A 25,901-nucleotide genomic window follows, 5' to 3' on the forward strand; every position below is an offset into this window, starting at 1 on the left:
TCGGCTACCGTCTCAGAAATAGCATAACAGGCGGTATTGCACCGCCTGTGGATGAGCGTGATGTTAAATCCGCGGCCGGTGGATTATTTGCCGCTTTTGACCTTGGTCCAGGCCCGGGTGATAACACGGTCGATTTGCGGTGGCTGGACTTTAAGGCTGAACAGCTTCGCACGTACTTCGGGCGGCGGATAAATGCCGGGATTATTGCGAACCTCTTCATTGACCAGCGGCGTGGCCGCTTTATTGCCGTTGGCATAAAATATCTGGTTGCTGACCTGGGCAATAACCTGCGGGTCCATCAGAAAATTAAGAAACTGATAAGCCTCGTCGGTATTTTTGGCATCGGCCGGGATGGCCAACACGTCAAAAAACGCCAGGGCGCCTTCCTTCGGAATACTATAGGCAATATTAACGCCGTTCTTCGCTTCTTTGGCGCGATTTGCAGCCTGCATCACATCCCCGGCCCAGCCAATTGCCACGCAAATGTCGCCATTGGCCAAATCATTAATGTACTGCGAGGAATGGAAATAACGCACGCTGGGACGCAGTTTTAACAGCAGATCGGTGGCCGGTCCGGTATAATCAGCGGCATTGGCGCTGTTGGGATCTTTTCCCAGGTAATTGAGGACGGTTGCGAATATCTCCGAAGGCGCATCCAGGAATGAGACGCCGCAGCTTTTCAATTTGGCCAGGTTTTCCGGTTTCAACACCAGATCCCAACTGTTTACCGGCGCGTCCGCTCCCAGAACGGCTTTGACCTTATCGACGTTATAGGCGATGCCGGTGGTAGCCCACATATAGGGAATGGCATATTTGTTATCGGGATCGTGCTGGCTGATGAGTTTCAGCAATTCCGGATCAAGATTTTTATAATTAGGCAGTTTGCTTTTATCCAGCGGCTGGAATACCCCGGCGGTTAACTGGCGCTCCAGGAAACTGGCGGAAGGCACCACCACGTCAAAGCCGGTGCTGCCGGCCATCAGTTTTCCCTCCAACACTTCATTGGAATCGAAAACATCGTAAATGACTTTGATGCCGGTTTGTTTTTCAAAATCCGGCACGGTGTTGGGCGCAATATAATCCGACCAGTTATAGACATGCAGCGTTTTTTGTTCCGCCCCTGAGGCGGTGACGGACGCGGCCATCAGCAAGCCGGCAACCACACCCGACAGCCATTTTTTTCGTTGGGTGAACATCCGTTGCTTCCTCCAGATCCCAGTCAATAAAACAAATATCTGTAAAACGTCGCCGTTATACAGTGCTTGAATAAGCGCAGCGGCTGTTGGCGGCACCGTGAATAGCCCCTCTCCCGCGGGCAGGGCATGGGAGATAAGGTTAAAATAAACCCTCGGCCGACGGATTAAGCGCAGCATCGCCAGCATAACCGCAGCGCCAGTGCGACGCCAGCGGTCCGCAAAAAAAATGGTTCAAAACGATTAATTATTCACTTAATCGTTATCAAATCCGGCATGGCATGCAGAATGACAAAGGATCTTCGCCCGATCGGCCGTTGCGACAGAATAAATGATGGGGGATGAGGAGGGACGTGGCTGCCGCCTGCGCCAGGCGGCATTTTAATGGATTATCGGCAGGGCATGTTTTTGATCGTCGGGTTGCTCTTCTGCGTCGATAAACAGCAAATCATTGGCGCGCGCCTCAAGGATAAGCATGGAGATCTGTTCTTCAGACTGCTGCATAAAATGTTTAAACTGGCTGAAGGTCACCCCTACTTCGATGCTTAACGACTGGCAAGCCACCAGCTTGGGCAAATTATCGTCCTGGATATCAATAAACGCCTTCACCGTCAGCGAACTGGCGTTGATCTGGCTTAAATCCCCCACCAGCGCAATCAGGGCGGTGGGACGCACCTCCGCCAGGGCGGAAAACAAGATGACGTTGTCGACCAAATCTATTTTTGCATCAAAGATACCGTCAAAATTTTGCATATGCGGCAGATGCAACGCCTGGCAGGAGTCACACTCGAAAAACGTCAGACTGAGCTTTTCCAGCCAGCGTCTAAGGATGTCCAGATCCGGGACAATAAGTGAATCCATAACGGCCAACCTCTAAATGAAAAAAAGTGAAACGGGGCATAGCTTACGGAATAATTGTCAAAGGTGCCATGGACAAAAGCAGGAAATTCTTTTAACCGTCGGACGGGCCGTCCGGCCAGCTATGGCAAGGACTGGCGCTGCGTCGGGCGCTAAATATCATCATGTTGATTTGTAATGGATAGCTGTCCGGCGGGCCGTAATGGGTAAGACCAATGCACGCCCTTCGGGACAAAATCTGAAAATGTTCTTTTTGCCGGCGACCGGGGGAAATTATAGGGTATTGGCCCCTTTTAACCTCTTTTGGCCATGCTGTTCGATATATTCGATCATCATGCCGGCAATATCGATGCCGGTGGCGGTTTCCACCCCTTCAAGCCCCGGCGAGGCGTTGACCTCCATCACCAGCGGCCCTCGCCGCGCCCGCAGGATATCAACGCCCGCCACGTCAAGTCCCAGGGTGGCAACCGCCTTGATGGCCACCGCCCTTTCCCGCGGGGTAATGACAACGTTGCGGGCCGAACCGCCCCGATGCAGATTGGAGCGGAAATCTCCCGCTTCGGCCTGGCGCTCGATAGCCGCCACCACCTGTTTTCCCACCACCAGGCACCGGATATCACAGCCCTTCGCCTCCTGGATATATTCCTGCACCAGAAACTGCGCTTTTAAGCCGCGAAAGGCGTCGATGACGCTCTTGGCCGCCTGCGGGGTTTCAGCCAGCACCACGCCGATCCCCTGGGTGCCCTCCACCAGCTTCAACACCAGGGGCGCCCCGCCCACCATGGCAATCAGGTCGCCGGTATCGTCCGGGGAATCGGCAAAACCCGTAACCGGAAGATCAATCCCTTCTTTCGCCAGCAGTTGAAGAGAATGCAGTTTATCCCGCGCCCGGGTAATGGCGGTCGAGCCGTTCAGCGCAAAGCTGCCCAGCATTTCAAACTGGCGCAGGACCGCGGTGCCGTAAAAGGTAATGGCGGTGCCGATGCGCGGGATGACCGCATCGTAATGCGCCAGGCGTTGGCCGCGGTAATGAATGGCGGGCGCGGCGCAATTGATATGCATATAACAGGAAAGTGGATCGATGATATCCACGCTATGACGACGGGATTCGGCCGCTTCCCGCAGGCGCTTGCAGGAAAACAGGGTGCCGTCCCGGGATAAAATGGCTATTTTCACTTTTTACCCTGATTGGTCAGGTGGACCGGCTCATATTAATCCGCCCCGGCGCGGTGGTCGAGTAAAGTTTAGCGTCCAAACGCGGATCGCCCGCGCGTTGAACAGATAGGCTGTAGGCATCGGACTAAAAGGTAATTACCGCTTTTTTTTGATCCAGGTCACAGGCATAGTAGTCGGCAACAAGAAGCGTAACCGAGTGCAAATTCGTTGCAATTTTTTCCATGCGTTAAGGAGTGTATATGTTTGCTGTCATTTTTGGACGTCCGGGCTGTCCTTATTGTGTTCGCGCTAAAGAGCTGGCTGAAAAACTGACGGCCGAACGGGATGACTTCTCTTTCCGTTACGTCGATATCCATGCGGAAGGCATTTCTAAAGCCGATCTGTCGAAAACAGTCGGTAAAACCGTTGAAACCGTGCCGCAGATTTTTGTCGACGAGGTTCATATCGGCGGCTGCACGGATTTTGAAGCTTACGCAAAAGAAAATCTCAGCCTGTACCAGCAGTAATCCGCACCTCGTCATGAGATAGGAAAGCCAGCCGAGCTGGCTTTTTTTTGTCCGGTGTCAATGCGCCGCCCCGTTAAACATGACGCCGACAAAATAGCACCCCAGCGCGCCGCACCCGCACCAGAACACCGCGCTCAACATATAGGCGAGCTGATACCATAAGCTTATGGATGCTCCATGGCTGAGAAAAAACAGCAGCAGGCAAAAGGGTGAGGCAATCAGGGCGCCCAGGATCGGATTGATGATTTTATTTTCATGCAGCAACAGGCTGCCGACGACGCCGGGAAGCAAGAACAGCAGCAAACCCAACGCGGCGCCGTGATTTCCGCTCTTCATCACCGTAAAGCCGCTTAGCTGGCTGGCAAAGATTACGCCAAACAATACAGCACTGCTTATGGTTCCAGCCCAATGCCGGTAAAGCACCATTTTTTGCCTCCCATAATGAACGCCGCGATCAAAACGCCATGAATAAAAGGCCGCGATAACCCGATAATTTAATGTTTTAGCGCCATCACCCCCGCCGCGCCGACGGCTAAAATTCCCAGGCGCGGTAAAATGGGATTTATTTTCCCGGCGGCGGCGGGTAGAAGACGCAAAAGTTCAAAGCCGCCGAGCGGTCAAATAGCGGCGCAATTCCTTGCCGACATTAATGATGTATTCAAAGATTTATTTGCTGAATATACTTTATAAACTCATAATTATCAAATAGTTGGTAGTAACAATAAAGTTATCGCCCATGCATGTTAACGTGGCTGATTTGTTAATTAACAATGTACTTTTGTTATTCATTGTGGGAGGGAAATCACAGCCCTATAGTCATACAATAAAGTGAAACAGGGTCCAACCATGTCATTAGCCTGGCTTTTTTGCGGCAAAAAAATAATTTCAGCCTGGGTTCGAAACCCGGCGTTTAAAATGGGCATCTGCCAGGATAAGGCAGCATATATGCCCTGCGCCAGGTCGCTAAATAATAAATTTCAGTTTTTTCTTATGGTGACTGGCCTTGCGCGGCGAGGGTCTCACATTAATCTTGTGCATTAGTGGCGCCCGCACATTGCCTGGCGCCGCTTCCCGCGCCCTCGGGCGGGCGGCGCTCCCGCCCGAGGGCGCCACGAAACCTGGGTGAAGCACGCAAGGCCGGGGGAGAGATGGGTTTTTTTTATCTTAAGCAGAACTTTCGCTTATGCCCGCAGTCTGAATATGTGCCACTGCTTTTCTTTGATGTCCCCAAATTGAGGAGCCCGATCGTCCCGCCTATTAGGTTCAAGACTTTCGGGTTTTTTATTGTCCGGCATTCACCTACCGCCACCCGGCAAAGCGGCTGCCAACCCTTCCTGCCCATTCCAGCGCCGTACGTCTCGCGCTGTCCGCGCCATCGTCTCCCGACCGGGCCAACAATAGACCGCCCTACGTCCATACCTTTGCCTTTACCATACATCCACGCCGCTGTTCCGTTGCCAATAAATAATGGCATAATAAAATCACATAAAACTAATTCAATAACTAATATATGATTCAATTTTATTATCACTCGGGTGAGGCATTCACCGCCCGTTGCATTCCCGGTGATAAAAATATAACCCCGCCGCCGGGTTAATCTTGCCGCCCGATAATGATACAAGCAGGCATCTATATTTATCCAGATTAAAATATCAACCATATTAAGACCTTAGTTAACTTTAACGCTAATTAACCATTGCAATTTCTATAACGGAATTTATTATCATTATTGATAGACTGCGACAGGACTTTTGCGGGTAAATAATCGACATGGATCAAAAAAAACCAACATGGCGCATGAATGTCACGGATAAATTCTATATTATGTTCTTCTGATTTCAACCGCCCATACATTTTACTATTTTCATACCCTTACCGTTTTTCGTTACTGCTATTACTATAAAAGCGGCTATGTAATGAACGTTTGGCGTTTATATTTTATTCGTTCCGCTTAGTTTTTGGAGATATAATGAATACAACTCAAGCAACCACAGAGACCCTGGTCCATCCGACGACAGCCGCATCCTGGGGCAAATCGGATTCGGTCTGGATGATGGGGCTTTATGGCACGGCTATTGGCGCCGGGGTGCTTTTTTTACCTATCAATGCGGGCATCGGGGGCCTGGTGCCCTTGTTAATCATGGCGCTGATTGCCTTTCCCATGACATTTTTCGCCCATCGCGCTTTGTGCCGCCTAGTGTTATCGGGCAACGACGCATGCCGGGATATCACCGACGTGGTCGAGCAACACTTCGGCGCCCGCGCGGGACAGGTGATCACCCTACTCTATTTTTTTGCCATTTATCCCATTTTGCTGGTGTACGGCGTCGCCATCACCAACACCGTCGACACGTTCATTACCCATCAATTGCATCTCACCGCGCCGCCGCGCGCGCTGCTGTCATTAATCCTGATCTTGGGCCTGATGACCATCATCCGTTTCGGCAAGGACATTATCGTCCGGGTCATGAGCATGCTGGTGTTTCCCTTTGTCGCGGTGCTGATGTTTTTAGGCGCGTTCCTGGTGCCGCACTGGAGCACCGCCCTCTTTCACAGCGCCCCGCCCCTTGGCGGCGCCGGCGGCGGCGGGTTATGGAACACGCTGTGGCTGGCCGTTCCGGTGCTGGTGTTTTCATTTAACCATTCACCCATCATTTCCGCGTTCGCCATGTCGAAAAAAGCGGAATACGGCGATAACGCGGAACACAAATGCTCGCGCATTTTACTGTGCAGTAATATCCTGATGGTGCTGACGGTGATGTTTTTCGTGTTCAGCTGTGTCCTCAGCCTCTCGCCCCAGGACCTGGCAGACGCAAAAGCGCAAAATATATCAATCCTGTCCTTTTTGGCCAATCACTTCAATAACCCCTTTATCGGCTTTCTGGCGCCGGTAGTGGCTTTTGTCGCGATAACCAAATCGTTTCTCGGCCATTATCTCGGCGCCAGCGAGGGTTTTATCAGCCTGATGGGCAAGGCGTTGCGCAAAGAAGGCCGAACGGTACATGACGTTACGCTGCAGCGCGTGGCCGGGGTGTTTATGCTGGCGTCGACCTGGCTGGTGGCGACCATCAACCCCAACATCCTGGGCATTATCGAAATGCTCGGGGGGCCGATTATCGCCATGCTGCTGTTCCTGCTGCCCATGTACGCCATCATGAAGGTGCCCGCCATGGCACGCTATCGCGGCGCGGCCAGCAATTATTTTGTCTGGGTCATCGGGTTTATCGCGCTGTCGGCGATTTTATATAAACTGGTGGCATAGATTGGTAATATGCCTCCCGCAGGGAGGCATATTCTTTTCAGCTAAGACGACCCGGTTTATTTGCCAAACCAGCCGTGTATGGTTTGCAGGATCCAATCCCAGATATTGCGAAAGAAACCGCCTTTTTGCACTTCATCCAGCACCACCAGCGGACGTTGTTCCACAACCTTGCCGTCCAGTTGAAAATCAATGGTGCCGACCACCTGATGGCGAGCCAGCGGCGCCTCAAGATGAGGCGATGCCAGCGTAAAAGAGGCTTTCAGGTTTTTCATCTGGCCCTTGGGCAGGGTAATCGACGCATCCTGCGCCACGCCTAGATCCACCTCGCTGCGATCGCCAAACCACACCCGCTGGCGTGTAAACGGCTTACCGGCGGTTATCGGCGTCAGGGTTTCATAAAAATTGAAGCCCCAGGTGAGGATTTTTTCGCTCTCGCGAAAACGCACCCCGTCGGTCGGGGCGCCCAGCACCACGGAAATCAGCCGCATGCCGCCATTTGCGGTCGCCGATGCCACCAGGTTATGGCCCGCGCCGTCGGTATAACCGGTCTTGATGCCGTCCACCGAAAGCGTACTGTTCCACAGCAGCCGGTTACGGTTGAGCTGTTTTATCTTGTTATAGGTAAACTCTTTTTGTTTGTGCAGGGCATATTCGTCCGGCACATCCCGGATCAGCGCCTGGCTGATGATCGCCATATCCCGCGCCGTGCTGTATTGTCCTTCGGCATCCAGACCGTGCACGGTAAGGAAATGGGTATTTTTCAGCCCCATGACGTCGACGTATTTGTTCATCAGGCTGACAAACGCATCCTGACTGCCGGCGACATAATCCGCCAGGGCTATGCTGGCATCATTGCCAGACTGGATCACCACTCCGTTGTTCAAATCCGCCACCGAGACCTGTTCGCCGGGCTTCAGGAACATCAGCGACGAACCGCGCAGCACCGGATTACCCGTGGCCCAGGCATCCTTGCCGATGGTCACTTTATCCTGCTCGGTGATTTTTTTGGCCTTCAGGGACTGGCCAATCACATAGCTGGACATGATTTTTGTCAGGCTGGCGGGATCCAGACGCATATCGGCGTTCGACTCCGCCAGGACCTTGCCGCTTTGGTAGTCCATCAGGATAAAGGCCTTGGCGTTCACTTCCGGCGCGGCGGGAGGGGTTTCGGCCCGGGCGGCGGGGATAAGAACCAGCACCAGCAGTGCGCCCAGGGTCAGGGTGGTATGTCTTTGTGGAAAAATGTCATTATTCATGGCGTGACCAGAGTATCCATTCAACAATGGTAACCGCGTAACTCACGGTAGAGATTCCAACAGGGTTTGATGGCGCAGCCATGCTTACAGGCATATTGGGCCTGGCCATCAACGCTGTCGTGTGCTTGCTCATTATACCCGCATTAAACTCATGTGCTGGCCTGTCAGCAGTCTAAATACGTTGAGTTTATTCGAAACTGTTCAACTTTGCCGCATCGACGATAAATAGTCAGCCTTTTTTACGTTTATTTTAGCGCACGCCGGGCTAGCGTTTGCCGCGCCGGTCGGCGCGCGCGGCAAGGGCGTCGCCGAGCACCTGGACGATTTGCACTAAAATCACCAGCGCCACCACGGTAATGATCATTACCTTGGTTTCATAACGATAATATCCAAAACGAATGGCAAGATCGCCGACACCGCCGCCGCCGACAATCCCCGCCATGGCGGAATAGCCGATAAGGCTGACCAGGGTAATGGTCAATCCACGTAATAATCCCGCCAACGCCTCAGGGAATAACACCGTGCAGATGATGCGCATCGGGCTGGCGCCAAACGCCTCGGCGGCCTCGACAATACCGGGGTCGACTTCGCGCAGCGCGCCGTCCACCAGCCGGGCGTAAAAAGCGATGGCCGCGACGGATAACGGCACGGCGGCGGCAATCGGCCCGATGGTGTTGCCCAGTAAAAACTGTGTCAGCGGCAGCAGCAGCACCAGCAGGATGACAAAAGGAATCGAGCGGATAATATTCACCAACACCGTGCCGACAAGATAGAGCGCGCGGTTTTGCCAGAACAGATGCCGGTCGGTGACATAAATCAGAAAGCCCAGCGGCAGGCCGCCGATAATGGAAAACAGCGTGGCGATACCCACCATCTGGAAGGTTTCGCCAAACGCGGCAAACAGATCGAGCCATAAATCAGCCATGCAGCACCTCCACGCGCGCGGTATTTTCCTGGATATAGGCCACGGCAAGGGCCACCTGTTCCGGCCGGGTGGGATGGGTTAACAGCGCCACCAGCAAACCCAAGGCGCGATAGCCGATATATTCGATTTTACCGTGCAGGATATTCACCGACACGCCGAAACGCGTGGCGACATCCGACAGCACCGGCTGCTCGGCCGAGGCGCCGACAAACAGTATCTTCAGCAGGGTGCCGCGCAAATCCCGCATCAAGCGCGGCGGCAGTTCCAAATTGAACGTATGCGCGACCAGTTGGCGGGTAAAGTCGTGTTGCGGCGTGGCAAAAATATCAAAAACCTCCCCCTCCTCCACGACTTTACCGCCGATCATGACCGCCACTCGGTCGCAGATGGTCTTGATGACCATCATTTCATGGGAAATCAGGACGATGGTTATGCCGAGGCGGACATTGATCTCTTTAAGCAGCGTCAGTATCGATGCCGATGTTTCCAGGTCAAGCGCCGAGGTCGGCTCATCGCACAGCAATACTTCGGGCTGGTTGGCGATGGCGCGCGCGATGCCGACGCGCTGCTTTTGCCCGCCGCTGAGCTGTGCCGGAAAGGCCGTAGCCTTATCGGCCAGTCCCACCAGCGCCAGGATTTCCGGCACCCGCCTGGCGATATCGGCGGCGGACTTGCCGGCCGCCCGCAGGCTGAAGGCGACGTTAGCCGCTACCGTGCGCGTATGCATCAGGTTGAAATGCTGGAAAATCATGCCGATTTTTTGCCGCTGCCGGCGCAATTCGCCGCCGGAAAGCGCGCTCACCCGGGTTTGGTTAACGATAACTTCGCCGGCGCTAGGCCGCTGGAGCAGATTGATAGTGCGCAGCAGCGTGCTTTTGCCCGCCCCGCTGGCGCCGACGATACCGTAGACTTCGCCGCGTTTGATATGCAGGCTGACGTCATCCACCGCGCGGGCGCCCGGTTGTTTTCCCTGGGGAAAATCAACGCTGATATGGTCTAGCTGGATCATTATCCGCAAACTCCACAATCACATCCAAAGCGGAACACGGCCTGCCGGTCAATAGCGCCGGCAGGCGGATAGTCAGGGTTTAACCTGGGGGGCGGCCTGCATCCATTCCGGCTTTTGGAATTGACTGAACATGGAGGAGGGCTGGTTGATCACCTCGGCATAGGCCGGCGATTCCACCGCGGCCTTAATGTCTTTGACAAAGGGTTTGTCCACATCGTCGGTACGTACCGCAATGACGTTTTTCAGATTTTCATCCAGCGTCTCCAGCGCCAGGGCCGATGACATCTTCAGTCCCGCGGCAATGGCAAAATTGCCGTTGACCAACGCGCCGCTGGCGCTGTCGAGGGTACGCGGCAACTGGGCGGCCTCCAGCGGTTTAAAGACCAGGCCACGTGGGTTCTGGTCAATATCCCGTTCCGACGCTTTAGTCGGGTCGATATTCGCCTTGATTTTAATCAGCCCCAGTTTTTCCAGAAAACGCAGACCGCGCGCCAGGTTGGTCGGATCGTTGGACAGGGTGATGATATCGCCTTGTTTAAGCTGGTTAATGGCGGTGATTTTATGTGAATAAAATCCCATGCTGGCGGTGGGCACGGTAATCAGCTTGCTCACCTTAAGATTTTTGTCGGCGGCAAATTTTTCCAGATAAAGCGTATGCTGAAACAAGTTGGCGTCAATGCTGCCGTTGGCCAAGGCCATATTCGGCTGCACATAGTCGCTGAACTCGCGCACCTCGACGGTATACCCTTTTTTGACCAGTTCAGGTTTGATGGCCTGCTTGACCATATCGCCATAAGGACCAGGCGCAACGCCGAAGACAATGGTTTTCGGATCGCTATTGGCCTGGGCCAACTGCGACCCCAGGGCGAAGAGGCCCACGAATAAAGCAACGCGCACGGATTTTGTCAACATCATAACCACACCTTTCCCAAAATGAATACACCCGGCCACAGGCCGTAAAACCCATGATTAAAGCATAATTCGCCCTTGGGTATCTTCTGTTCTTGGCGAGCCGTTTTTTTTTGGAATAAAATATCGTTTAACTATTCATGGTAAAATGTTTATCAATGATTGCAGATTTTTACAGGTTATAATCCATCAAAGCAGGATAAAACGGTAACCTCTTTGGGGGAAAAGGTTATTTTCCCTTTATGCGCTAAAATCAGACTTAACACCACGTTGATGCGCGAAGCCAAGATGATGGCTTTTGGTCAGGCAAAACGGCCTGTCAGGTCCTCGTTGGCAATTACCGCAATTTTTTAAAAGAATGTATACGGAGAAGGTACAATGTTGACAATCTGGGGCCGTGAGAACTCGGTGAATGTTAAAAAGGTGTTGTGGTGCGCGGCGGAACTCGATCTGGCGTTTAACGTGATACCGGCCGGCGGCGAATACGGTAAAAACAAGGATCCGCTGTTCCTGGCGTTAAATCCCAATGGTCTTGTGCCCTGCCTGCAGGATGACGACAACGATCTGGTGCTATGGGAATCCAATACCATCGTACGCTATATGGCGGCCAAATTCGGCCAGGACATCTGGCTGCTGGCGGATGCCGCGGTACGCGCCACCTCGGAAAAATGGATGGACTGGGCGTTATCCAGCCTGGCGCCGGCGCTCACGCCGGTGTACATCAATCTTATCCGCACGCCGGCGGCCAAACGAGACAAGCAGTTGATAGAAAACGGCGTTAAGCGGTGCGAAGAATTATTTGATATCGCCGAAACCGCTCTGGAAAAACAACCCTATTTTTCCGGGGAAAAATTTGGCATCGGCGACATTCCCATCGGTTGCCTGGCGTATAACTGGTTTACCCTGGATATCGAGCGCAAACCGCGCACCCATCTGCAAACCTGGTATGACGCCATCTCTTCCCGTCATGGTTTCCAAACGCGGGTTATGCTGCCGCTAAGCTGATTGCGCCCAGGCGCCCTCGGCCGGCACCCGTCTCCATTGCCCGCGCGAGCGCGCCTGACCGCCCCCGGACCCTATGGTCCTATCAGCCCGAAAACACTGACCGCCATCCGCCGGGCGTGGCCCGGACGCCGTTACCCAGGCTGTTACTCCAGGCCCAGCCTGAGCAGTTTGCCGTTGCCCTCGTCGGTCAGCACATACACAAATCCATCCGGCCCCACCCGCACATCGCGGATGCGTTCATGGCGATCTTCCAGCAGGCGCTGTTCCGACGCCACCTTGTCGCCCTCCAGGGTTAGCCTGATTAAAGCCTGCTGCTTTAACGCGCCGATAAACAGCGAGTTCTTCCACTGCGGGAAACGATCGGCGTTATAAAACGCCATGCCGCTTACCGCCGGAGACTTTTGCCAGTACCAGACCGGTTGTACCGTTCCCGCCACCACGCCGCCCCGGGCTTCCGGGATCTTCAAGCCGGAATAATTAATGCCGTAGGTGGCGATCGGCCAGCCGAAATTGGCCCCCTTGGCGATGATATTCACCTCATCGCCCCCCTGGGGACCGTGTTCATTTTCCCATAGGGCGTTGGTCCAGGGGTTCAGGGCCAATCCCTGCGGGTTGCGGTGTCCCAGGGACCATATAGCCGGACAGGCGTTTTCATCGTGGACGAAGGGATTATCCGGGGGAATTTCGCCATCGGCGGTTAAGCGGATGATTTTGCCCTGATGCTTGGTCAGATCCTGCGCCGTCGGACGGCGGTTATTTTCGCCCAGGCTGATAAACAGAAAGCCCTGCCGATCGAATGCCAGCCGGCCGCCGAAATGCTCGCCGCTGGACAGTTTGGGCTGCTGGCGGAAAATAACCTTGAAATCGGTCAGTTGCTGATTGTTTTCCGATAAGCGGCCATATCCCACCGCCGTCCCCGCGTCGTCTTTTCCCGCTTCGGCATAACTGAGATAGATGCGTCGTGATTGGGCAAAATCCGGCGCCAGCACCACATCGAACAGCCCGCCCTGGCCGTGGGCGTAGACCTTGGGCACGCCGGCGATGGGGGCCGACAGGGGCTGTCCCGGCTGCCAATAGCGCAGCCGTCCCGGCCGTTCGGTAATCAGCATACCTCCGTCCTGCGGCAAAAAGGCCAGAGACCAGGGGTGAGCCATGCCCGCGAGCAACTGAGTGACCCTTAGCCCCGCCGCCGTCGCCTGTCCGCCAACCAAAGCCAGACCGACCGCCAGCAGTAAAGGTGTTATCCAACGCATGGTGTTCTCTCCATTTTATCGTTCCCCATAAGCGTAGAAATGCCGTACCGGTTGTGCGATAAATCGCCGCCGGATTTACACTTACTGACAATATTCTCTCCGCGTCGAGTGATTTTTCTTGCCCATTGAGCTGATGATTTTTATTTCATAATTAATCAATTGCATGTTATTAATTCATAAATAACAAAATTATTGTGCAAATTGATGCCCGTGCTGCAGGCCAGACAGGCATAACGCGCCGTGCAGGTTTTTAACTCCAGACAGTTTCGGGATATGACAAGGAGAAACAATGCAGACCATAACATGCGGATTCACCTTTATGACCCTCAGCCTGCTGTTAGGCGGCTGTGCGCCTCATCAACAGGCCGCCTCGCCCGAAATGGCACAGCAAAAGCTTACGGAACAAACCGTATTTGCCGTTAACTGGATGCAGCAATCCGGCGAAATCAGCGCCCTGTCCTACCAAGCCTTTAATACCGCCGAGACGGCATTTGCCCAAGCCAAAACCCGCCCGGGACTTAAAAAAGCGGTGGTGGTCGACCTGGATGAAACCATGATTGATAATAGCGCCTACGCCGGCTGGCAGATTAAAAACCACCAGCCGTTTACCGACGCCACCTGGAGTAAATGGACTCAGGCGCGCGAGGCCAAGGCGCTGCCGGGGGCGGTGGAGTTCTCCCATTATGTGCTGTCAAACGGCGGCCATATTTTTTACGTCTCAAACCGGGCACAGGCCGATTACACCGCCACGGTGGATAATCTCAACGCGCTGGGCTTTGCCGGCGTCAGCCCGCAAACGCTGTTGCTCAAACCCACCGGCGGCAGTTCCAACAAGGTTGAGCGTTTCGCGGCGGTGGAGAAACAGGGTTTTGATATCGTGGTATATGTCGGCGATAACCTGAATGATTTTAGCGGCGAGCCATATCATAAGCTAAATACCCAGCGCCGGGATTTTGTCAATCGTCACCAGGAGGAGTTCGGGCGCAAGTATATTGTGCTGCCCAATCCCAGCTACGGTGATTGGGAGGGCGGCATGGCGCAGGATTACTTTAAGGTGAACGATGAGGGCAAGGTGAAGATCAGGGAGGAGAGGGTTGATGCGTGGGATGGGAAATAAATATGGATTTGCGCTGCGTGCAGGGTTTGCCGGCTGATATGTGGCGCCGGGCGCGGGTTTCGCTTGCTGGTATGTTTACAATGCGGGCAGGGTTTTCTGGCTGATATGTGACGCTGGCCGCAGGTTTCGCTTGCCGTGGGCGGCGGTGCTTTATGTTGCCCCGTGCGGCCAATCGACGAAGGGCCGGCAGTCGCCCCGGCCCTCTCGACACCCGGGCTTCCGGCAGATCGCGCGCTGTATGCCGGAGCAAGGTCAACAACAAATGGCTGCATAATTATTTCATCGTTTATTTTTTTAAAGGACGATTTAGGATGACGCCAAAAGAAGTTGAAAGCCTGATAATTTTATACTTCTGTTCAGTTTGTTCAGCGATTATTGCGGGCCTACCAAGTATGAGTAAATAGTGCTTCGTGCAACAGCAACCGTTTGACTCATTCTGGATCGAGAATAGATTCTTTGAGTAAGGTCTCCCAATCATCAGGTGGGTATCCCGTTTTCAACATACCCGAAAAAACTTTATAAGCGTCAGTTTACTGACGCAGGACCGCAACGTTTCATCATTATTCAACCACCCCAGAACAATATGTTGATACCTTTCGCTGTACCGGTAATATATACGATATTGCTGAAGAAATTTGGCACGGAACCAGTGTTTGTGCGCATCACCCAAAGAACTACCCTGTCTAAATTCATTAGCGCCAGGAGCACAGGTTATTCTACATGAGATAACTTTTTTTGTCGTGGCGAGGACTCTGGCCGATTTCTTTTTTTCATAAACATCTGGGTATTTTTGCTTTAATAAATCCACTTTTTCAATTAAAGCGGAAATCTGCTCCATAAAACAGGGGTGACACGAGATAATCCATCCATTTATTTTATATGTTTCATATCATAATCCTTACTCATCATCCTCACCCTCGAGAGGGGCATCGAGATCAATGTCTATGCCAGACGTAAGCTCGTCCACTCGAGACATCAAAGATGCAGGCAATGGCTGGATATGATGCGGATTATCACGCATATCTTTTTCCAAAAAATCCAGAAATTTTAACATTACCGGATCCTCTTCTTCTTCTACCTGGCGCGAGATCATGACTTCGCCGGAGGGTAAAATTCTATAGCAGTATGGCTCTCCCCGGCCTTAAGCTGCAATGCATCGCGTACAGGAGCAGGGAAAGTGGTCTGACCGCGAACCGTCAGTTTGGATTCAACAAATACTTCATATCCATTTTGTTTATTGCGTGTGAATGCAAGCATACCATTAGCCTCATGGTGCAACCAGCGTCCTTTAATATGCAGCGCGGGCGGCGCGTCACATTTTCCGCCATTTGGAACGTAGCCCACAGTATAATAACGGGTTTCAACTTTTGCTTGGGATGTGCCGAATTCTGACTTACAATTCTTTTTAGCCATGGTAACTACCTTTTCTAGTTGCTGCTGGTTAGCGGTGCTAACGAGCTTCTACTCTTTATCGCCGCGTTATTAACTTACCGTGATAAATCATATAACTAGCGCATCATTTTGCTAGTAAACATATCCATTCGTATATTATTTCGGATAATTTTAAATAAATTGAAGATTGATAATATTAAATTCGCAACACTTAACACTTATATAGAATATTGGCAACGGCATGTTTATTTTTCCTCTACTGGTTAATTTACCAGTGGATGGATAAAAAATCGACTAAAAATAAAAATATCGAGTTTTGTTTAACATCATTCCAATCAATAGAAATATCACCTTAAATATTGCTGGTTGAAAAATTTATCTGTATTACTCATTTGTTAAATATTTCATAATGATTGAAAACAGCGACTTTTAATCCCATAACGGCAACCGGCATTAGTCTAACCAGCATAATGGTACATAGCATCTGCTTTTATATTTGAAAACCGCTTCTACCATTGGCTACTACCTTAAACACCGGTTCCTGCTTTGAGATGATCACCTGCTTTGGGATTGCCATCTGCTTTTGACATTGCCATCTACTATTGCATCTACTATTGGCATTTGGCATTTGGCATTCGGCATTCGGCATTGGCCGTTGATTTTGACGTTGACCTTGTACCGGCATCAAGCACGCTGACGGCACGGCTACCGACCGGACGAGACGCAGGGATGCGGCGAGAGCATGGTTCGCGCCGGGAGCGCGTACCGTGCGGTCCATCGGGCGGGAGAAGGGACGGAAGGCACCGCGCAGCGGCGTGCGATCTGCCGGAAGCCCGGGGGTCGAGGGGGCCGGGGCGACTGCCGGCCCCATCGTCGATTGCCCGCACGGGGCAGCATACTACGCCGCCACCCGTGGCAAGCGAAACCCCATCGCACTCATCTGCCCCACCATGGCAAGCGAAACCCCACCGCACCCACCTGCGCCACCTCCGGTAAGCTAAACTCTATCACGCTCACCGGCGTAAGCCCGCCTAATTCTTCAGCTTCGGATCCAACGCATCCCTTAACCCATCCCCCAGCAAATTAAACGCCAGCACCGTCAAAAAAATCGCCAGACTCGGGAAAATGGCAATATGCGGCGCCGTCACCATATCCGCCCGCGCCTCGTTAAGCATCGCCCCCCACTCCGGCATCGGCGGCTGCGCGCCCAGGCCAAGAAAAGACAGGCTGGCGGCGGTAATGATCGACGTGCCGATACGCATGGTAAAATACACCACGATGGAAGACATGGTGCCCGGCAGGATATGCCGCAGCAGGATGGTGCGATCGGAGGCGCCGATGCTGCGCGCCGATTCAATAAACGTCTGGTGCTTGAGCACCAGCGTGTTGCCGCGCACCAGCCGGGCAAAAGCGGGAATACTGAAGATCGCCACGGCGATAATCACATTCGCCATACCGCTGCCCATGATCGCCACCACCGCGATAGCCAGCAATATACCCGGAAAGGCGAACAGCACGTCGCAAATCCGCATAATCAGCCGATCCCACCAGCCTTCATAAAATCCGGCCACCAGGCCCATCGCCGTGCCGATGACCATGCCGAGCAATACCGAAAAAAAGCCCGCCGCCAGCGAGATGCGCGTGCCCATCAGGATGCGGCTGAAAATGTCGCGCCCCAGGGAATCCACCCCCAGCCAATGTACGGCCGAAGGGCCCTCGTTAAGCCGGTCATAATCAAAAAAGTTCTCCGCGTCAAACGGCGCCAGCCAGGGCGCAAGCAGCGCGGCTATAATCAACAGCAAGACAAAAATCCCGGCCGCCAGCGCCAGCGGCTGCTGTTTAAAACGCCGCCAGAACTCGCTCCACGGGGTGCGCACGCGATGGGGGTTAATCACCGGCATCGCCGCCAGCGCGGCGTTTCGTCGCCAGAATTTCATCGCGCGCCCTTACTGATACCGGATAGACGGATTGATTGCCGCATATAACATGTCCACCAGTAAATTAATAACGATAAACTCCAGGGAAAACAGCAGCACCTCGGCCTGGATCACCGGATAGTCGCGCATTTCCACCGAATCCACCAGCAAACGGCCCAGCCCCGGCCAGTTAAATACCGCTTCCACCACGATCGAGCCGCCCAAGAGAAAACCGAACTGCAGGCCCATCATGGTCACCACCGGGATCATGGCGTTGCGCAGGCCGTGTTTGACTACCACCCAAAACTCACTCACGCCCTTGGCGCGGGCGGTGCGCATATAGTCTTCCTGCATCACCTCGACAAAAGAAGCGCGGGTAAAGCGCGCCATAATCGACGCCACCGCCGCGCCCAGGGTAATGGCCGGCAGGATATAATGCCGCGGCGTGTCCGCCCCGACGGTGGGCAGCCAGCCCAGGCCGACGGAAAACACCTGCATCAGCAGCATGCCCAGCGCGAAGGCGGGGAAAGAAATCCCCGATACCGCAAGCGTCATGCCGATGCGGTCCGGCCAGCGGTTACGCCATACCGCCGAGACAATGCCCAGCGCCATGCCTAAAATCACCGCCCACAGCATGCTGGCGACAGTCAGCCAGAAGGTGGGCATAAACCGCGAGCTGATCTCGGTACTGACCGGCCGTTTCGACACCAGGGAGGTGCCGAAATTGCCGCGCGCGGCATTGGCGATAAAATGGACAAACTGCTCCGGCAGGGGGCGGTCCAGGCCCAAATCCTGGCGCACCAGCGCCACCACAGAGGCGTCGGCGTTGGGCCCCGCCGCCAGCCTGGCCGGATCGCCCGGCAGCAGGTGGACAAACAGGAACACCAGCACCGCCACAATCAGCAGGGTCGGGATCAGCCCCAATAAACGCTTGATAAAATAATTCAGCATTCTGCCGGGTTATTTCATATCGGCGTGGGTGAAATCAAACGAACTGTCCGGCATCACATAAAACCCGGTCAGGTTTTTGCTGTGCGCGTACAGCAATTTTTCCGTCAGCAGGAATACCCAAGGCGCATCGGCCCAGATTTTATCCTGTGCATCCTTATATATACGGGTTTTCTCGGCGCGGTCGGTGGTTTTCAGCGCATCGGTCAAATCTTTATCCACCTGCGGATTACTGTAATAGGCGGTATTGAAGATGGCGGGCGGCGCGGAAGTACTGGCGAACAGCGGCGTCAAAGCCCAATCGGCCTCGCCGGTGGAGGCTGACCAGCCGGTATAGAACATCCGCACGCCGGTTTCGTTGACCCCTTTAGCCTCTACCTGGGCCGCGCGCTGGCCGGCATCCATGGCGGTAACGGTGGTTTTAATCCCCACCTGCGCCAGCTGCTGCTGGGTAAACTGCAGCGCCTTCTGGAAGGTGCTGGTGTTGTGCGATGACCACAGGGTGGTGGTGAACCCGTCCGGATAACCGGCTTCCTTCAGCAGCTCGCGCGCCTTGGCCGGATCGTAGGGCCAGGGTTTAAATTTTACCGCGTAGTCGATGCCTGCGGGCAGCGGTCCCTGGGCGGGCACGGCATAGCCGGCGTAGGCCACTTTGATAAGCGCGTCTTTATTAATGGCGTAGTTAACGGCCTGGCGTACCCTGACGTCATCGAACGGCTTTTGCGTCACATTCAGGCTGATATAACGCTGCAGAATAGACGGCGCCGAGACTAAATCCAGCTTAGCGCTTTTCGCCAGCAGCGCGGCCTGTTCGTAAGGTACCGGGTAGGCAAAATTTGCCTCGCCGGTTTGCAGCATCGCCGCGCGGGTATTGTTATCCACCACCGGGCGCCAGGTGATGCTGTCGAGCTTGGCGGCATCTTTTTGCCAGTAACCGTCAAAACGCTTCACTTTGACAAAATCGGTCTGGTTCCACACTTCAAACTCGTAAGGGCCGGTGCCCACCGGATGAAAACCGATTTCCTTGCCGTATTTTTGCAGCGCCGCCGGGGAGATCATCGCCGCCGCCGGGTGGGACAGATTATTGATAAACGGCGAAAACGGCGTTTTCAGCGTGATTTTTACCGTTAACGGGTCGATCACTTCGGTCTTGTCGATCATCTTGAACAGATTGTAGCGCTTGAGATGGTTGTCCGGATTGCTGGCGCGGTCCAGGTTAACCTTAACCGCTTCGGCGTTAAAATCGGTTCCGTCCTGGAACTTGACGCCTTTGTGCAGCTTGATGGTATAGGTCAGGCCGTCGGCGCTGGCCTGATAGCTTTCCGCCAATACGTTAACCTGCTTCATATCCTTATCGAAACCGAACAGTCCCTGGTAGAACGATTTGGCCACCGCCTGCGACAGGGTATCGTTGGCGTCGTACGGGTCCAGGGTGGTGAAATTGGAACCCACCGCGATTACCGCGTCTTTGGCCGCCCAGGCCGGCGCCGCGGCCAGTGCGCCCATTACCGCCGAGGCAATAAGTACATTACGTTTTATGGTGTTTTTTATCATAAGATTGCATTCTCCATGAAAATCCCTGTCAGTAAGCGCCGCCGATCGGATGACGGGCTACATAATGCCCCTCCCCGACCTTGACCAACGGCGCAACCATTGGTTCATCACCCAGCGCCCGGACGGGGCTGGGAATCTCATCTACCAGTAAAGCATGTTCCGGCCGGCGACGCGCGGGATCGGGCACCGGCACCGCCGACATTAATTTGCGGGTATAAGGATGCTGCGGATTGGCGAACACCTGGCGACGGGGTCCTATCTCCACAATTTGTCCCAGGTACATGACCGCCACCCGATGGCTGACCCGTTCCACCACCGCCATATCATGGGAAATAAACAAAAAGGCAATGCCGAACTCACGTTGTAAATCGAGCATCAGGTTGATTATCTGCGCCTGGATCGACACATCCAGCGCCGAAACCGATTCATCGGCCACCACCACCTTGGGATTAAGCGCCAGCGCCCTGGCGATGCAGATACGCTGGCGCTGGCCGCCGGAAAACTCGTGGGGATAGCGCTGGGCGTGTTCGGGCAGCAGCCCGACGCGCGTCAATAACGTTTCCACCCGCCGCTGCGCGTCTTTGCCCTGCGCCACACGGTGTACCATCAGCGGCTCCATAATGGAATAACCGACGGTCAGCCTGGGGTCGAGCGAGGCGTAGGGATCCTGGAAAATAAACTGGATATCGCGGCGCAGATGCTGCAATTCATGCCCGGCAAGCGTGGTAATCGACCGGCCGTTGAAAATAATATCGCCGCTCTGGCTTTCCACCAGGCGCAGCAGCGAGCGGCCGGTGGTGGATTTGCCGCAGCCGGATTCACCCACCAGCGCCAGGGTTTCGCCGGGATACAGGGAAAAACTGACTTTTTCCACCGCGTGCACGCGTCGCCGCACGCGGTTAAACATGCCGCCGCGAATATCGAAGCCGGTGACCAGATCCTTGACCTGCAAAATCGGCGCGGCGTGCGGCGGCACGGTATCCTGTGCGTTGTCCGCGCGTAGGGCATTGGAATCCTTTGCCCGGTCTGCGGCCGCGACGCCTTCTGACGCAGCCTCGCCATTGGCGTTTGTGTCCGCAGGCGCCAATGGCGCGGCCTGCGTTTTCAGCAGCGGAAATTTAGCCGGGAAATCGCTGTCGGCCATTGAACCCAGCTTCGGCACCGCCGCCAGCAAAGCCTGGGTATAGCGGTGCCGGGGATGGGCAAACAGCGCGTTGACCGGGGCGGACTCCACATCATTGCCCTGGTACATGACCAGTACCCGATCGGCCATTTCGGCCACCACGCCCATATCGTGGGTTATAAACATTACCCCCATCTGCATTTCACGCTGCAGGGTGCGGATAAGTTGCAGGATCTGCGCCTGTATGGTCACATCCAGGGCGGTGGTGGGCTCATCGGCGATCAGCAGCGCCGGTTTGCACGATAGCGCCATGGCGATCATCACCCGCTGGCGCATGCCGCCGGAGAGCTGATGCGGGTAGCGATCGAGCATGCTTGCGGCATTGGGAATGCGTACCAGATCCAGCATGCGCAGCGCTTCCCGCCGGGCACTGCCGTGGTCTTTGCCCTGATGCAGGCGGATGGATTCGGCTATCTGCTCGCCCACCGGAAACACCGGATTGAGCGACGTCATCGGCTCCTGGAAAATCATCGCCATATCCGCGCCGCGCAGGGCGCGAAGCCGGGATTGCCCCGCCCGCGCCAGATCGAGCACCTCGCCGCCGCGGCGGCGGAACAGCATCACGCCGCTGTCCACCCGGCCGCCGCCCAGTTCCACCAGACGCATAATAGATAATGCGGTGACCGATTTCCCCGAACCGGACTCGCCGACGATCGCCAGGGTTTCGCCGCGATTGATGGCAAATGAAATACGCCGCACCGCCTCGATGCGCTGGCCTTCATGGGAAAAATGCACGCTCAGGTCGCGCACCGACAAGACCTGCTCCTCAGGTAAAACCAGCGCCGGCGACGGATCCGGATGGCGGCCCGCCGCCATGGGTTCGGCCATCAGCGGTAGATACCGATATCAGGCGTTGAGCCGACATAGCCGACGCCGCGATACATACCCTCGCTGTTAAACGGCAGCGCCACGTTGCCGGCGGCGTCCACCGCAATCAGACCGCCGGAGCCGCCAAGGGCCGTGATCTTATCAAAAATCACCCGCCCGGCGGCCTCCTGGAGCGCTAGCCCGCCGTAGGCCATGCGCGCGCCGACGTCGTAGGCGGCCACGGCGCGGATAAAGACTTCTCCGCTGCCGGTACAGGACACCGCGGCGGTGGCGTTATCGGCATAACATCCGGCGCCGATAATGGGCGAATCCCCCACCCGGCCGGTCTGCTTGTTGGTCATGCCGCCGGTGGAGGTGGCCGCCGCCAGATGGCCGAAGCGATCGCAGGCTACCGCGCCTACGGTGCCGAACTTCCGATCCGGATCCAGGGGATCGCCGCCGGACGGCGCATCATGATCGAGAATGGCGCCGGCGTCATCGGCCAGGGCGCGCTGTAGTTGGGCATAGCGTTCGGCGGTATCATAGAATTCCGGCTCTACCCGCTCCAGGCCGTGGGCAAAAGCAAACGCCTGCGCGCCGTTACCGGTGAACATCACGTGCGGACTGTGCTCCATCACCGCGCGCGCGGCGAGAACAGGATTGCGAATATGGGTCACGCCGCATACGGCGCCGGCGGCAAGCGTACGGCCGTCCATAATGCCGGCATCCAGCTCATGGCCGCCCTGATGGGTAAATACCGCGCCTTTGCCGGCATTGAACAGCGGGCACTCTTCGAGCAGGCGCACGGCCTCGGTTACCGCGTCGAGGGCGCTGCCGCCCGCCGCCAGGATAGCCTGCCCGCGCTCGACGATACCGGCCAGGACCTGGTTATAGTGCCGTTCTTTTTCCGCGCTCATGGCCTGGCGCGCAATGGCGCCGGCGCCGCCATGGATGACAATGACTGGTCTGCTCATCAGTTAAAACACCCTTCAAATCCGCACACAAGGAATGGGCGGCTGCCGGTATGACAGCGAACACCCCGGCCATTCCTTAGTTATTAATTAATTAAAACCAACATATAGCGATTTGGTTATTATTTTTGACTATATTAACCCTGCCCGTCAGTGTAAAGCGGAAATGCAACTATTGACGGTATCCGCAATAATGACCTTACTCTAGGCAAAATCGCCGTCTATGCTTAGCTAAAAACCGGCAAAGCGAATCCCGCGCGTTTACGGCGCCGGCGTATTTTAGATCACAAGTTTTACGCCGTCCGCTTTATGATATGAGTTTTCTGGCATAATAAGCCACGGCATAATTGCCTTACCGTCCGCCGGATCAACGGCGGACGCAGCTGGAGTTGCTATGGCATCCATTAATTCGTCCCTGCTTACGCTTGAACAAGCCCTGGAAAACATGCTGTCCAGGACAGAACCGCTTGGCGAGAGTGAAACGCTGGCGTTGGCCGACGCCGCCGGCCGGATCACCGCCGCCGCGGTGTTCTCCCCGGTCAATGTTCCCCCATTCGATAATTCCGCCATGGACGGGTATGCGGTGCGCCTGGCGGATGTAACCGCCGGCGCACCGTTGCCGATTGCCGGCAAGGCCTTTGCCGGCCAGCCCTTCGCGGGCGATTGGCCGCCGGGAAGCGTGGTGCGCATCATGACCGGCGCTCCCGTTCCCCCCGGGACGGAAGCGGTAATCATGCAAGAGCAGGCCGAATTATCCGGGGATCGGGTGCGTTTTACCGCCCCGGCAAAACCGGGACAGAATATCCGCCGTATCGGCGATGATATCCGCCTGGGCGATCAGGTCATGTCCGCCGGACGCGCGCTGGGGGTCGCCGAGCTGCCGCTGCTGGCGTCGCTGGGCATAGCGGAAATCGGCGTGGTGCGGCGGCTGCGGGTGGCGTTGTTTTCCACCGGCGATGAATTACAGCCTATCGGCGCCCCCTTGGCCTGCGGGCAAATCCACGACACCAATCGTTTTGCCGTCCGCCTGATGCTGCGCCAGTTGGGCTGCGAGATAATCGATCTGGGCATTATCGCCGACGATGCCCAGGCCCTGCGCGATGCATTTCGCCAGGCGGACAGCCGGGCGGATCTGGTGATTTCCAGCGGCGGCGTGTCGGTGGGCGAAGCGGACTATACCAAAACCATCCTGGAGGAACTGGGGGAAATCGCCTTCTGGAAACTGGCGATAAAACCCGGCAAACCCTTTGCCTTCGGCCGGCTGGAACATGCCTGGTTCTGCGGTCTGCCGGGCAATCCGGTGTCGGCGGCGGTCACATTTTACCAGTTGGTGCAGCCGCTGATAGCGCGGCTCACCGGCCGGGTCCATTGGCGATTGCCCGCCCGGCTGCGCGCGCGAACGCTGACCCGGCTGAAAAAATCGCCCGGCCGGTTGGATTTCCAGCGGGGCGTGTTCCATACCACGCCGCGGGGCGATATCGAGGTCGCCGGCACCGGTCCGCAGGGATCCCATGTGTTCAGTTCATTCAGCGCCGCCAACTGCTTTATCGTGCTGCCGGCCGAGCGGGATGATGTGGCGGTGGGCGAATGGGTGGAGATCGAACCCTTTAACTCTTTGTTGTTATCATAAGGCCGGGCCGTGGCGGACGAATTGACTGATGAGGAAATGCTGCGCTACAACCGGCAAATCATGCTGCGCGGCTTCGATTTTGACGGCCAGGAACGGCTGAAAAACGCCGGCGCGCTGGTGGTGGGCCTCGGCGGACTGGGCTGCGCGGCGGCGCTTTATCTCACCGCCGCGGGCATCGGCCACCTTACCCTGCTGGATTTTGACGACGTGGCGTTGTCCAATCTGCAACGCCAGATATTGCATGACGATCGCCGCATCGGCATGGCTAAAGTCGACTCCGCCGCCATTGCCCTGGCGGCGGTCAATCCTCATGTGACGATTGCCACGCGCAACGGCGCCCTGGACGACGAGGCGCTGTCCGCACTGATCGCGGGACATGGCGTGGTGGTGGATTGTACCGATAACCTGGCGACCCGCGAGCAGCTTAACCGGTTGTGTTTTGCCCGCCGGGTGCCGCTGGTGTCCGGCGCGGCTATCCGAATGGAGGGACAAATCAGCGTGTTTACCTACCGGCCCGGCGAACCCTGCTACCGTTGCCTGAGCCGCTTGTTTGGTAGCGCAAGCCTCACCTGCGCGGAATCCGGCGTTATGGCGCCGCTGGTGGGCGTTATCGGCTCACTGCAAGCGATGGAGGCGATTAAGCTGCTGACGGGGTTTGGCCAGGCGCCGGCTGGCCGGTTGGTGATGTATGACGCCATGACGCTGCAATTTCGTGAGTTGGCATTGCCAAGGGATGCGCATTGCGCCGTGTGCGGGACGGCGGCGCCCGAGTGATGGGTAAATCGCTTTTGCCGTGGGCGGCGTTGATTAGCTGGGAGCGGGTTTCACTTGCCGTGGGCGGCGTTGATTAGCTGGGAGCGGGTTTCACTTGCCGCGGGCGGCGTTGATTAGCTGGGAGCGGGTTTCACTTGCCGCGGGCGGCGGCGTTCCCTGTTGCCTGGTGCAGGCAAGCGATGAGAGGGCCGCTAGCCCGGCCCTCTCAACTCCCGGGCTGCCGGCAGATCGTGCGCCGCTGCGCGGTCCCTGGCGGC

The 25,901-nt window shown here is 55.6% G+C and carries 25 protein-coding genes; 7 read left to right on the forward strand and 18 right to left on the reverse strand.

Annotation, left to right across the window (positions count from 1 at the left end; genetic code table 11):
• Positions 1 to 83 precede the first annotated feature (83 nt).
• The 3 genes from potF to rimK all read right to left on the reverse strand — a co-directional run bounded on the left by potF (position 84) and on the right by rimK (position 3,227).
• A complete protein-coding gene (gene potF, locus VGC33_RS18185; protein WP_331122184.1) occupies positions 84 to 1,196 on the reverse strand; it encodes a spermidine/putrescine ABC transporter substrate-binding protein PotF in 1,113 nt (370 codons plus the stop codon).
• Between the two features lie 378 nt (positions 1,197 to 1,574).
• Positions 1,575 to 2,054, reverse strand: a complete 480-nt coding sequence (locus VGC33_RS18190; protein ID WP_331122185.1) for a YbjN domain-containing protein — start codon at positions 2,052 to 2,054, stop codon at positions 1,575 to 1,577.
• 270 nt (positions 2,055 to 2,324) lie between these two features.
• Entirely contained in the window at positions 2,325 to 3,227 is a 903-nt protein-coding gene (rimK, locus tag VGC33_RS18195) for a 30S ribosomal protein S6--L-glutamate ligase (RefSeq protein WP_331122186.1), read from the reverse strand.
• Positions 3,228 to 3,466: 239 nt separating this feature from the next.
• Between rimK and VGC33_RS18200 the strand changes: the two genes are divergently transcribed.
• Complete coding sequence (locus VGC33_RS18200) at positions 3,467 to 3,733, forward strand: GrxA family glutaredoxin (RefSeq protein WP_331122187.1); 267 nt, start codon at positions 3,467 to 3,469, stop codon at positions 3,731 to 3,733.
• 57 nt (positions 3,734 to 3,790) lie between these two features.
• Here VGC33_RS18200 and ybjM read toward each other — a convergent pair whose 3' ends face one another.
• Positions 3,791 to 4,159, reverse strand: coding sequence for an inner membrane protein YbjM (gene ybjM / locus VGC33_RS18205; protein WP_331122188.1), 369 nt, complete (start codon positions 4,157 to 4,159; stop codon positions 3,791 to 3,793).
• A gap of 129 nt (positions 4,160 to 4,288) precedes the next feature.
• On the opposite strand from ybjM, the gene VGC33_RS18210 reads away from it, so the two are divergent.
• Positions 4,289 to 4,423, forward strand: coding sequence for a hypothetical protein (locus tag VGC33_RS18210; protein WP_331122189.1), 135 nt, complete (start codon positions 4,289 to 4,291; stop codon positions 4,421 to 4,423).
• Between the two features lie 469 nt (positions 4,424 to 4,892).
• Here the strand turns inward: VGC33_RS18210 and VGC33_RS18215 are convergent, their stop codons facing one another.
• Positions 4,893 to 5,393 carry a hypothetical protein gene (locus VGC33_RS18215; protein WP_331122190.1) on the reverse strand — a complete coding sequence of 167 codons (501 nt, stop codon included), beginning with the start codon at positions 5,391 to 5,393 and terminating at the stop codon, positions 4,893 to 4,895.
• A 309-nt stretch (positions 5,394 to 5,702) separates the two neighbouring features.
• On the opposite strand from VGC33_RS18215, the gene VGC33_RS18220 reads away from it, so the two are divergent.
• Positions 5,703 to 6,995: a serine/threonine transporter gene (locus tag VGC33_RS18220; RefSeq protein WP_331122191.1), complete on the forward strand. Its 1,293-nt coding sequence runs from the start codon at positions 5,703 to 5,705 to the stop codon at positions 6,993 to 6,995.
• Between the two features lie 56 nt (positions 6,996 to 7,051).
• On the opposite strand, the gene VGC33_RS18225 is transcribed toward VGC33_RS18220, so the two are convergent.
• From VGC33_RS18225 to VGC33_RS18240, 4 genes are all read right to left on the reverse strand, one after another.
• On the reverse strand, positions 7,052 to 8,251 hold the full coding sequence (locus VGC33_RS18225; protein ID WP_331122192.1) for a serine hydrolase: 1,200 nt from the start codon (positions 8,249 to 8,251) through the stop codon (positions 7,052 to 7,054).
• A gap of 265 nt (positions 8,252 to 8,516) precedes the next feature.
• A complete protein-coding gene (locus tag VGC33_RS18230) occupies positions 8,517 to 9,176 on the reverse strand; it encodes a methionine ABC transporter permease (RefSeq protein ID WP_331122193.1) in 660 nt (219 codons plus the stop codon).
• Positions 9,169 to 10,185, reverse strand: coding sequence for a methionine ABC transporter ATP-binding protein (locus tag VGC33_RS18235; RefSeq protein WP_331122194.1), 1,017 nt, complete (start codon positions 10,183 to 10,185; stop codon positions 9,169 to 9,171). Before VGC33_RS18235 ends, VGC33_RS18230 begins: the two co-directional genes overlap by 8 nt.
• A 72-nt stretch (positions 10,186 to 10,257) precedes the next feature.
• Positions 10,258 to 11,100 (reverse strand): MetQ/NlpA family ABC transporter substrate-binding protein, encoded by an 843-nt coding sequence (locus tag VGC33_RS18240; RefSeq protein ID WP_331122195.1) that lies wholly within the window; start codon positions 11,098 to 11,100, stop codon positions 10,258 to 10,260.
• Positions 11,101 to 11,472: 372 nt separating this feature from the next.
• Between VGC33_RS18240 and VGC33_RS18245 the strand changes: the two genes are divergently transcribed.
• A complete protein-coding gene (locus VGC33_RS18245) occupies positions 11,473 to 12,099 on the forward strand; it encodes a glutathione S-transferase family protein (protein WP_331122196.1) in 627 nt (208 codons plus the stop codon).
• 143 nt (positions 12,100 to 12,242) lie between these two features.
• On the opposite strand, the gene VGC33_RS18250 is transcribed toward VGC33_RS18245, so the two are convergent.
• The gene (locus VGC33_RS18250; protein WP_331122197.1) at positions 12,243 to 13,352 is read right to left on the reverse strand and encodes a PQQ-dependent sugar dehydrogenase; all 1,110 of its coding nucleotides are present in this window, start codon (positions 13,350 to 13,352) and stop codon (positions 12,243 to 12,245) included.
• 289 nt (positions 13,353 to 13,641) lie between these two features.
• Here VGC33_RS18250 and VGC33_RS18255 point away from each other — a divergent pair, with 289 nt between their 5' ends.
• Complete coding sequence (locus VGC33_RS18255; protein WP_331122198.1) at positions 13,642 to 14,469, forward strand: 5'-nucleotidase, lipoprotein e(P4) family; 828 nt, start codon at positions 13,642 to 13,644, stop codon at positions 14,467 to 14,469.
• A 496-nt stretch (positions 14,470 to 14,965) separates the two neighbouring features.
• Here VGC33_RS18255 and VGC33_RS18260 read toward each other — a convergent pair whose 3' ends face one another.
• The 8 genes from VGC33_RS18260 to VGC33_RS18295 all read right to left on the reverse strand — a co-directional run bounded on the left by VGC33_RS18260 (position 14,966) and on the right by VGC33_RS18295 (position 23,243).
• The gene (locus tag VGC33_RS18260) at positions 14,966 to 15,307 is read right to left on the reverse strand and encodes a type II toxin-antitoxin system YhaV family toxin (protein WP_331122199.1); all 342 of its coding nucleotides are present in this window, start codon (positions 15,305 to 15,307) and stop codon (positions 14,966 to 14,968) included.
• Between the two features lie 60 nt (positions 15,308 to 15,367).
• Entirely contained in the window at positions 15,368 to 15,562 is a 195-nt protein-coding gene (locus VGC33_RS18265; protein ID WP_331122200.1) for a type II toxin-antitoxin system PrlF family antitoxin, read from the reverse strand.
• Positions 15,559 to 15,882, reverse strand: a complete 324-nt coding sequence (locus VGC33_RS18270; protein WP_331122201.1) for a SymE family type I addiction module toxin — start codon at positions 15,880 to 15,882, stop codon at positions 15,559 to 15,561. The genes VGC33_RS18265 and VGC33_RS18270 overlap by 4 nt, the downstream gene beginning before the upstream one ends.
• A 1,010-nt stretch (positions 15,883 to 16,892) precedes the next feature.
• On the reverse strand, positions 16,893 to 17,798 hold the full coding sequence (gene gsiD, locus VGC33_RS18275) for a glutathione ABC transporter permease GsiD (RefSeq protein WP_331122202.1): 906 nt from the start codon (positions 17,796 to 17,798) through the stop codon (positions 16,893 to 16,895).
• 9 nt (positions 17,799 to 17,807) lie between these two features.
• A complete protein-coding gene (gsiC, locus tag VGC33_RS18280) occupies positions 17,808 to 18,728 on the reverse strand; it encodes a glutathione ABC transporter permease GsiC (RefSeq protein WP_331122203.1) in 921 nt (306 codons plus the stop codon).
• Between the two features lie 9 nt (positions 18,729 to 18,737).
• On the reverse strand, positions 18,738 to 20,279 hold the full coding sequence (gene gsiB, locus VGC33_RS18285; RefSeq protein ID WP_331122204.1) for a glutathione ABC transporter substrate-binding protein GsiB: 1,542 nt from the start codon (positions 20,277 to 20,279) through the stop codon (positions 18,738 to 18,740).
• Between the two features lie 28 nt (positions 20,280 to 20,307).
• Positions 20,308 to 22,278: a dipeptide ABC transporter ATP-binding protein gene (locus tag VGC33_RS18290; RefSeq protein ID WP_331122210.1), complete on the reverse strand. Its 1,971-nt coding sequence runs from the start codon at positions 22,276 to 22,278 to the stop codon at positions 20,308 to 20,310.
• A gap of 11 nt (positions 22,279 to 22,289) precedes the next feature.
• Positions 22,290 to 23,243, reverse strand: a complete 954-nt coding sequence (locus tag VGC33_RS18295) for an isoaspartyl peptidase/L-asparaginase family protein (RefSeq protein ID WP_331122205.1) — start codon at positions 23,241 to 23,243, stop codon at positions 22,290 to 22,292.
• A 391-nt stretch (positions 23,244 to 23,634) separates the two neighbouring features.
• Here VGC33_RS18295 and moeA point away from each other — a divergent pair, with 391 nt between their 5' ends.
• Both moeA and moeB read left to right on the forward strand, forming a co-directional pair.
• Positions 23,635 to 24,870 carry a molybdopterin molybdotransferase MoeA gene (gene moeA, locus VGC33_RS18300; RefSeq protein ID WP_331122206.1) on the forward strand — a complete coding sequence of 412 codons (1,236 nt, stop codon included), beginning with the start codon at positions 23,635 to 23,637 and terminating at the stop codon, positions 24,868 to 24,870.
• 9 nt (positions 24,871 to 24,879) lie between these two features.
• Positions 24,880 to 25,644 carry a molybdopterin-synthase adenylyltransferase MoeB gene (moeB, locus tag VGC33_RS18305; RefSeq protein WP_331122207.1) on the forward strand — a complete coding sequence of 255 codons (765 nt, stop codon included), beginning with the start codon at positions 24,880 to 24,882 and terminating at the stop codon, positions 25,642 to 25,644.
• Positions 25,645 to 25,901 lie beyond the last annotated feature (257 nt).

This window comes from Acerihabitans sp. (genome assembly GCF_036398755.1).
Lineage (GTDB): Bacteria > Pseudomonadota > Gammaproteobacteria > Enterobacterales > Enterobacteriaceae > Acerihabitans.

Bases quoted from the DNA above. Each gene is read 5' to 3' on its own strand.
- potF (WP_331122184.1), bottom strand. From the start codon at position 1,196: ATGTTCACCCAACGAAAAAAATGGCTGTCGGGTGTGGTTGCCGGCTTG.
- VGC33_RS18190 (WP_331122185.1), bottom strand. From the start codon at position 2,054: ATGGATTCACTTATTGTCCCGGATCTGGACATCCTTAGACGCTGGCTG.
- VGC33_RS18200 (WP_331122187.1), top strand. From the start codon at position 3,467: ATGTTTGCTGTCATTTTTGGACGTCCGGGCTGTCCTTATTGTGTTCGC.
- ybjM (WP_331122188.1), bottom strand. From the start codon at position 4,159: ATGGTGCTTTACCGGCATTGGGCTGGAACCATAAGCAGTGCTGTATTG.
- VGC33_RS18210 (WP_331122189.1), top strand. From the start codon at position 4,289: ATGGGATTTATTTTCCCGGCGGCGGCGGGTAGAAGACGCAAAAGTTCA.
- VGC33_RS18215 (WP_331122190.1), bottom strand. From the start codon at position 5,393: ATGGTTGATATTTTAATCTGGATAAATATAGATGCCTGCTTGTATCAT.
- VGC33_RS18220 (WP_331122191.1), top strand. From the start codon at position 5,703: ATGAATACAACTCAAGCAACCACAGAGACCCTGGTCCATCCGACGACA.
- VGC33_RS18225 (WP_331122192.1), bottom strand. From the start codon at position 8,251: ATGAATAATGACATTTTTCCACAAAGACATACCACCCTGACCCTGGGC.
- VGC33_RS18230 (WP_331122193.1), bottom strand. From the start codon at position 9,176: ATGGCTGATTTATGGCTCGATCTGTTTGCCGCGTTTGGCGAAACCTTC.
- VGC33_RS18235 (WP_331122194.1), bottom strand. From the start codon at position 10,185: ATGATCCAGCTAGACCATATCAGCGTTGATTTTCCCCAGGGAAAACAA.
- VGC33_RS18240 (WP_331122195.1), bottom strand. From the start codon at position 11,100: ATGATGTTGACAAAATCCGTGCGCGTTGCTTTATTCGTGGGCCTCTTC.
- VGC33_RS18245 (WP_331122196.1), top strand. From the start codon at position 11,473: ATGTTGACAATCTGGGGCCGTGAGAACTCGGTGAATGTTAAAAAGGTG.
- VGC33_RS18250 (WP_331122197.1), bottom strand. From the start codon at position 13,352: ATGCGTTGGATAACACCTTTACTGCTGGCGGTCGGTCTGGCTTTGGTT.
- VGC33_RS18255 (WP_331122198.1), top strand. From the start codon at position 13,642: ATGCAGACCATAACATGCGGATTCACCTTTATGACCCTCAGCCTGCTG.
- VGC33_RS18260 (WP_331122199.1), bottom strand. From the start codon at position 15,307: ATGGAGCAGATTTCCGCTTTAATTGAAAAAGTGGATTTATTAAAGCAA.
- VGC33_RS18265 (WP_331122200.1), bottom strand. From the start codon at position 15,562: ATGATCTCGCGCCAGGTAGAAGAAGAAGAGGATCCGGTAATGTTAAAA.
- VGC33_RS18270 (WP_331122201.1), bottom strand. From the start codon at position 15,882: ATGGCTAAAAAGAATTGTAAGTCAGAATTCGGCACATCCCAAGCAAAA.
- gsiD (WP_331122202.1), bottom strand. From the start codon at position 17,798: ATGAAATTCTGGCGACGAAACGCCGCGCTGGCGGCGATGCCGGTGATT.
- gsiC (WP_331122203.1), bottom strand. From the start codon at position 18,728: ATGCTGAATTATTTTATCAAGCGTTTATTGGGGCTGATCCCGACCCTG.
- gsiB (WP_331122204.1), bottom strand. From the start codon at position 20,279: ATGATAAAAAACACCATAAAACGTAATGTACTTATTGCCTCGGCGGTA.
- VGC33_RS18290 (WP_331122210.1), bottom strand. From the start codon at position 22,278: ATGGCGGCGGGCCGCCATCCGGATCCGTCGCCGGCGCTGGTTTTACCT.
- VGC33_RS18295 (WP_331122205.1), bottom strand. From the start codon at position 23,243: ATGAGCAGACCAGTCATTGTCATCCATGGCGGCGCCGGCGCCATTGCG.
- moeA (WP_331122206.1), top strand. From the start codon at position 23,635: ATGGCATCCATTAATTCGTCCCTGCTTACGCTTGAACAAGCCCTGGAA.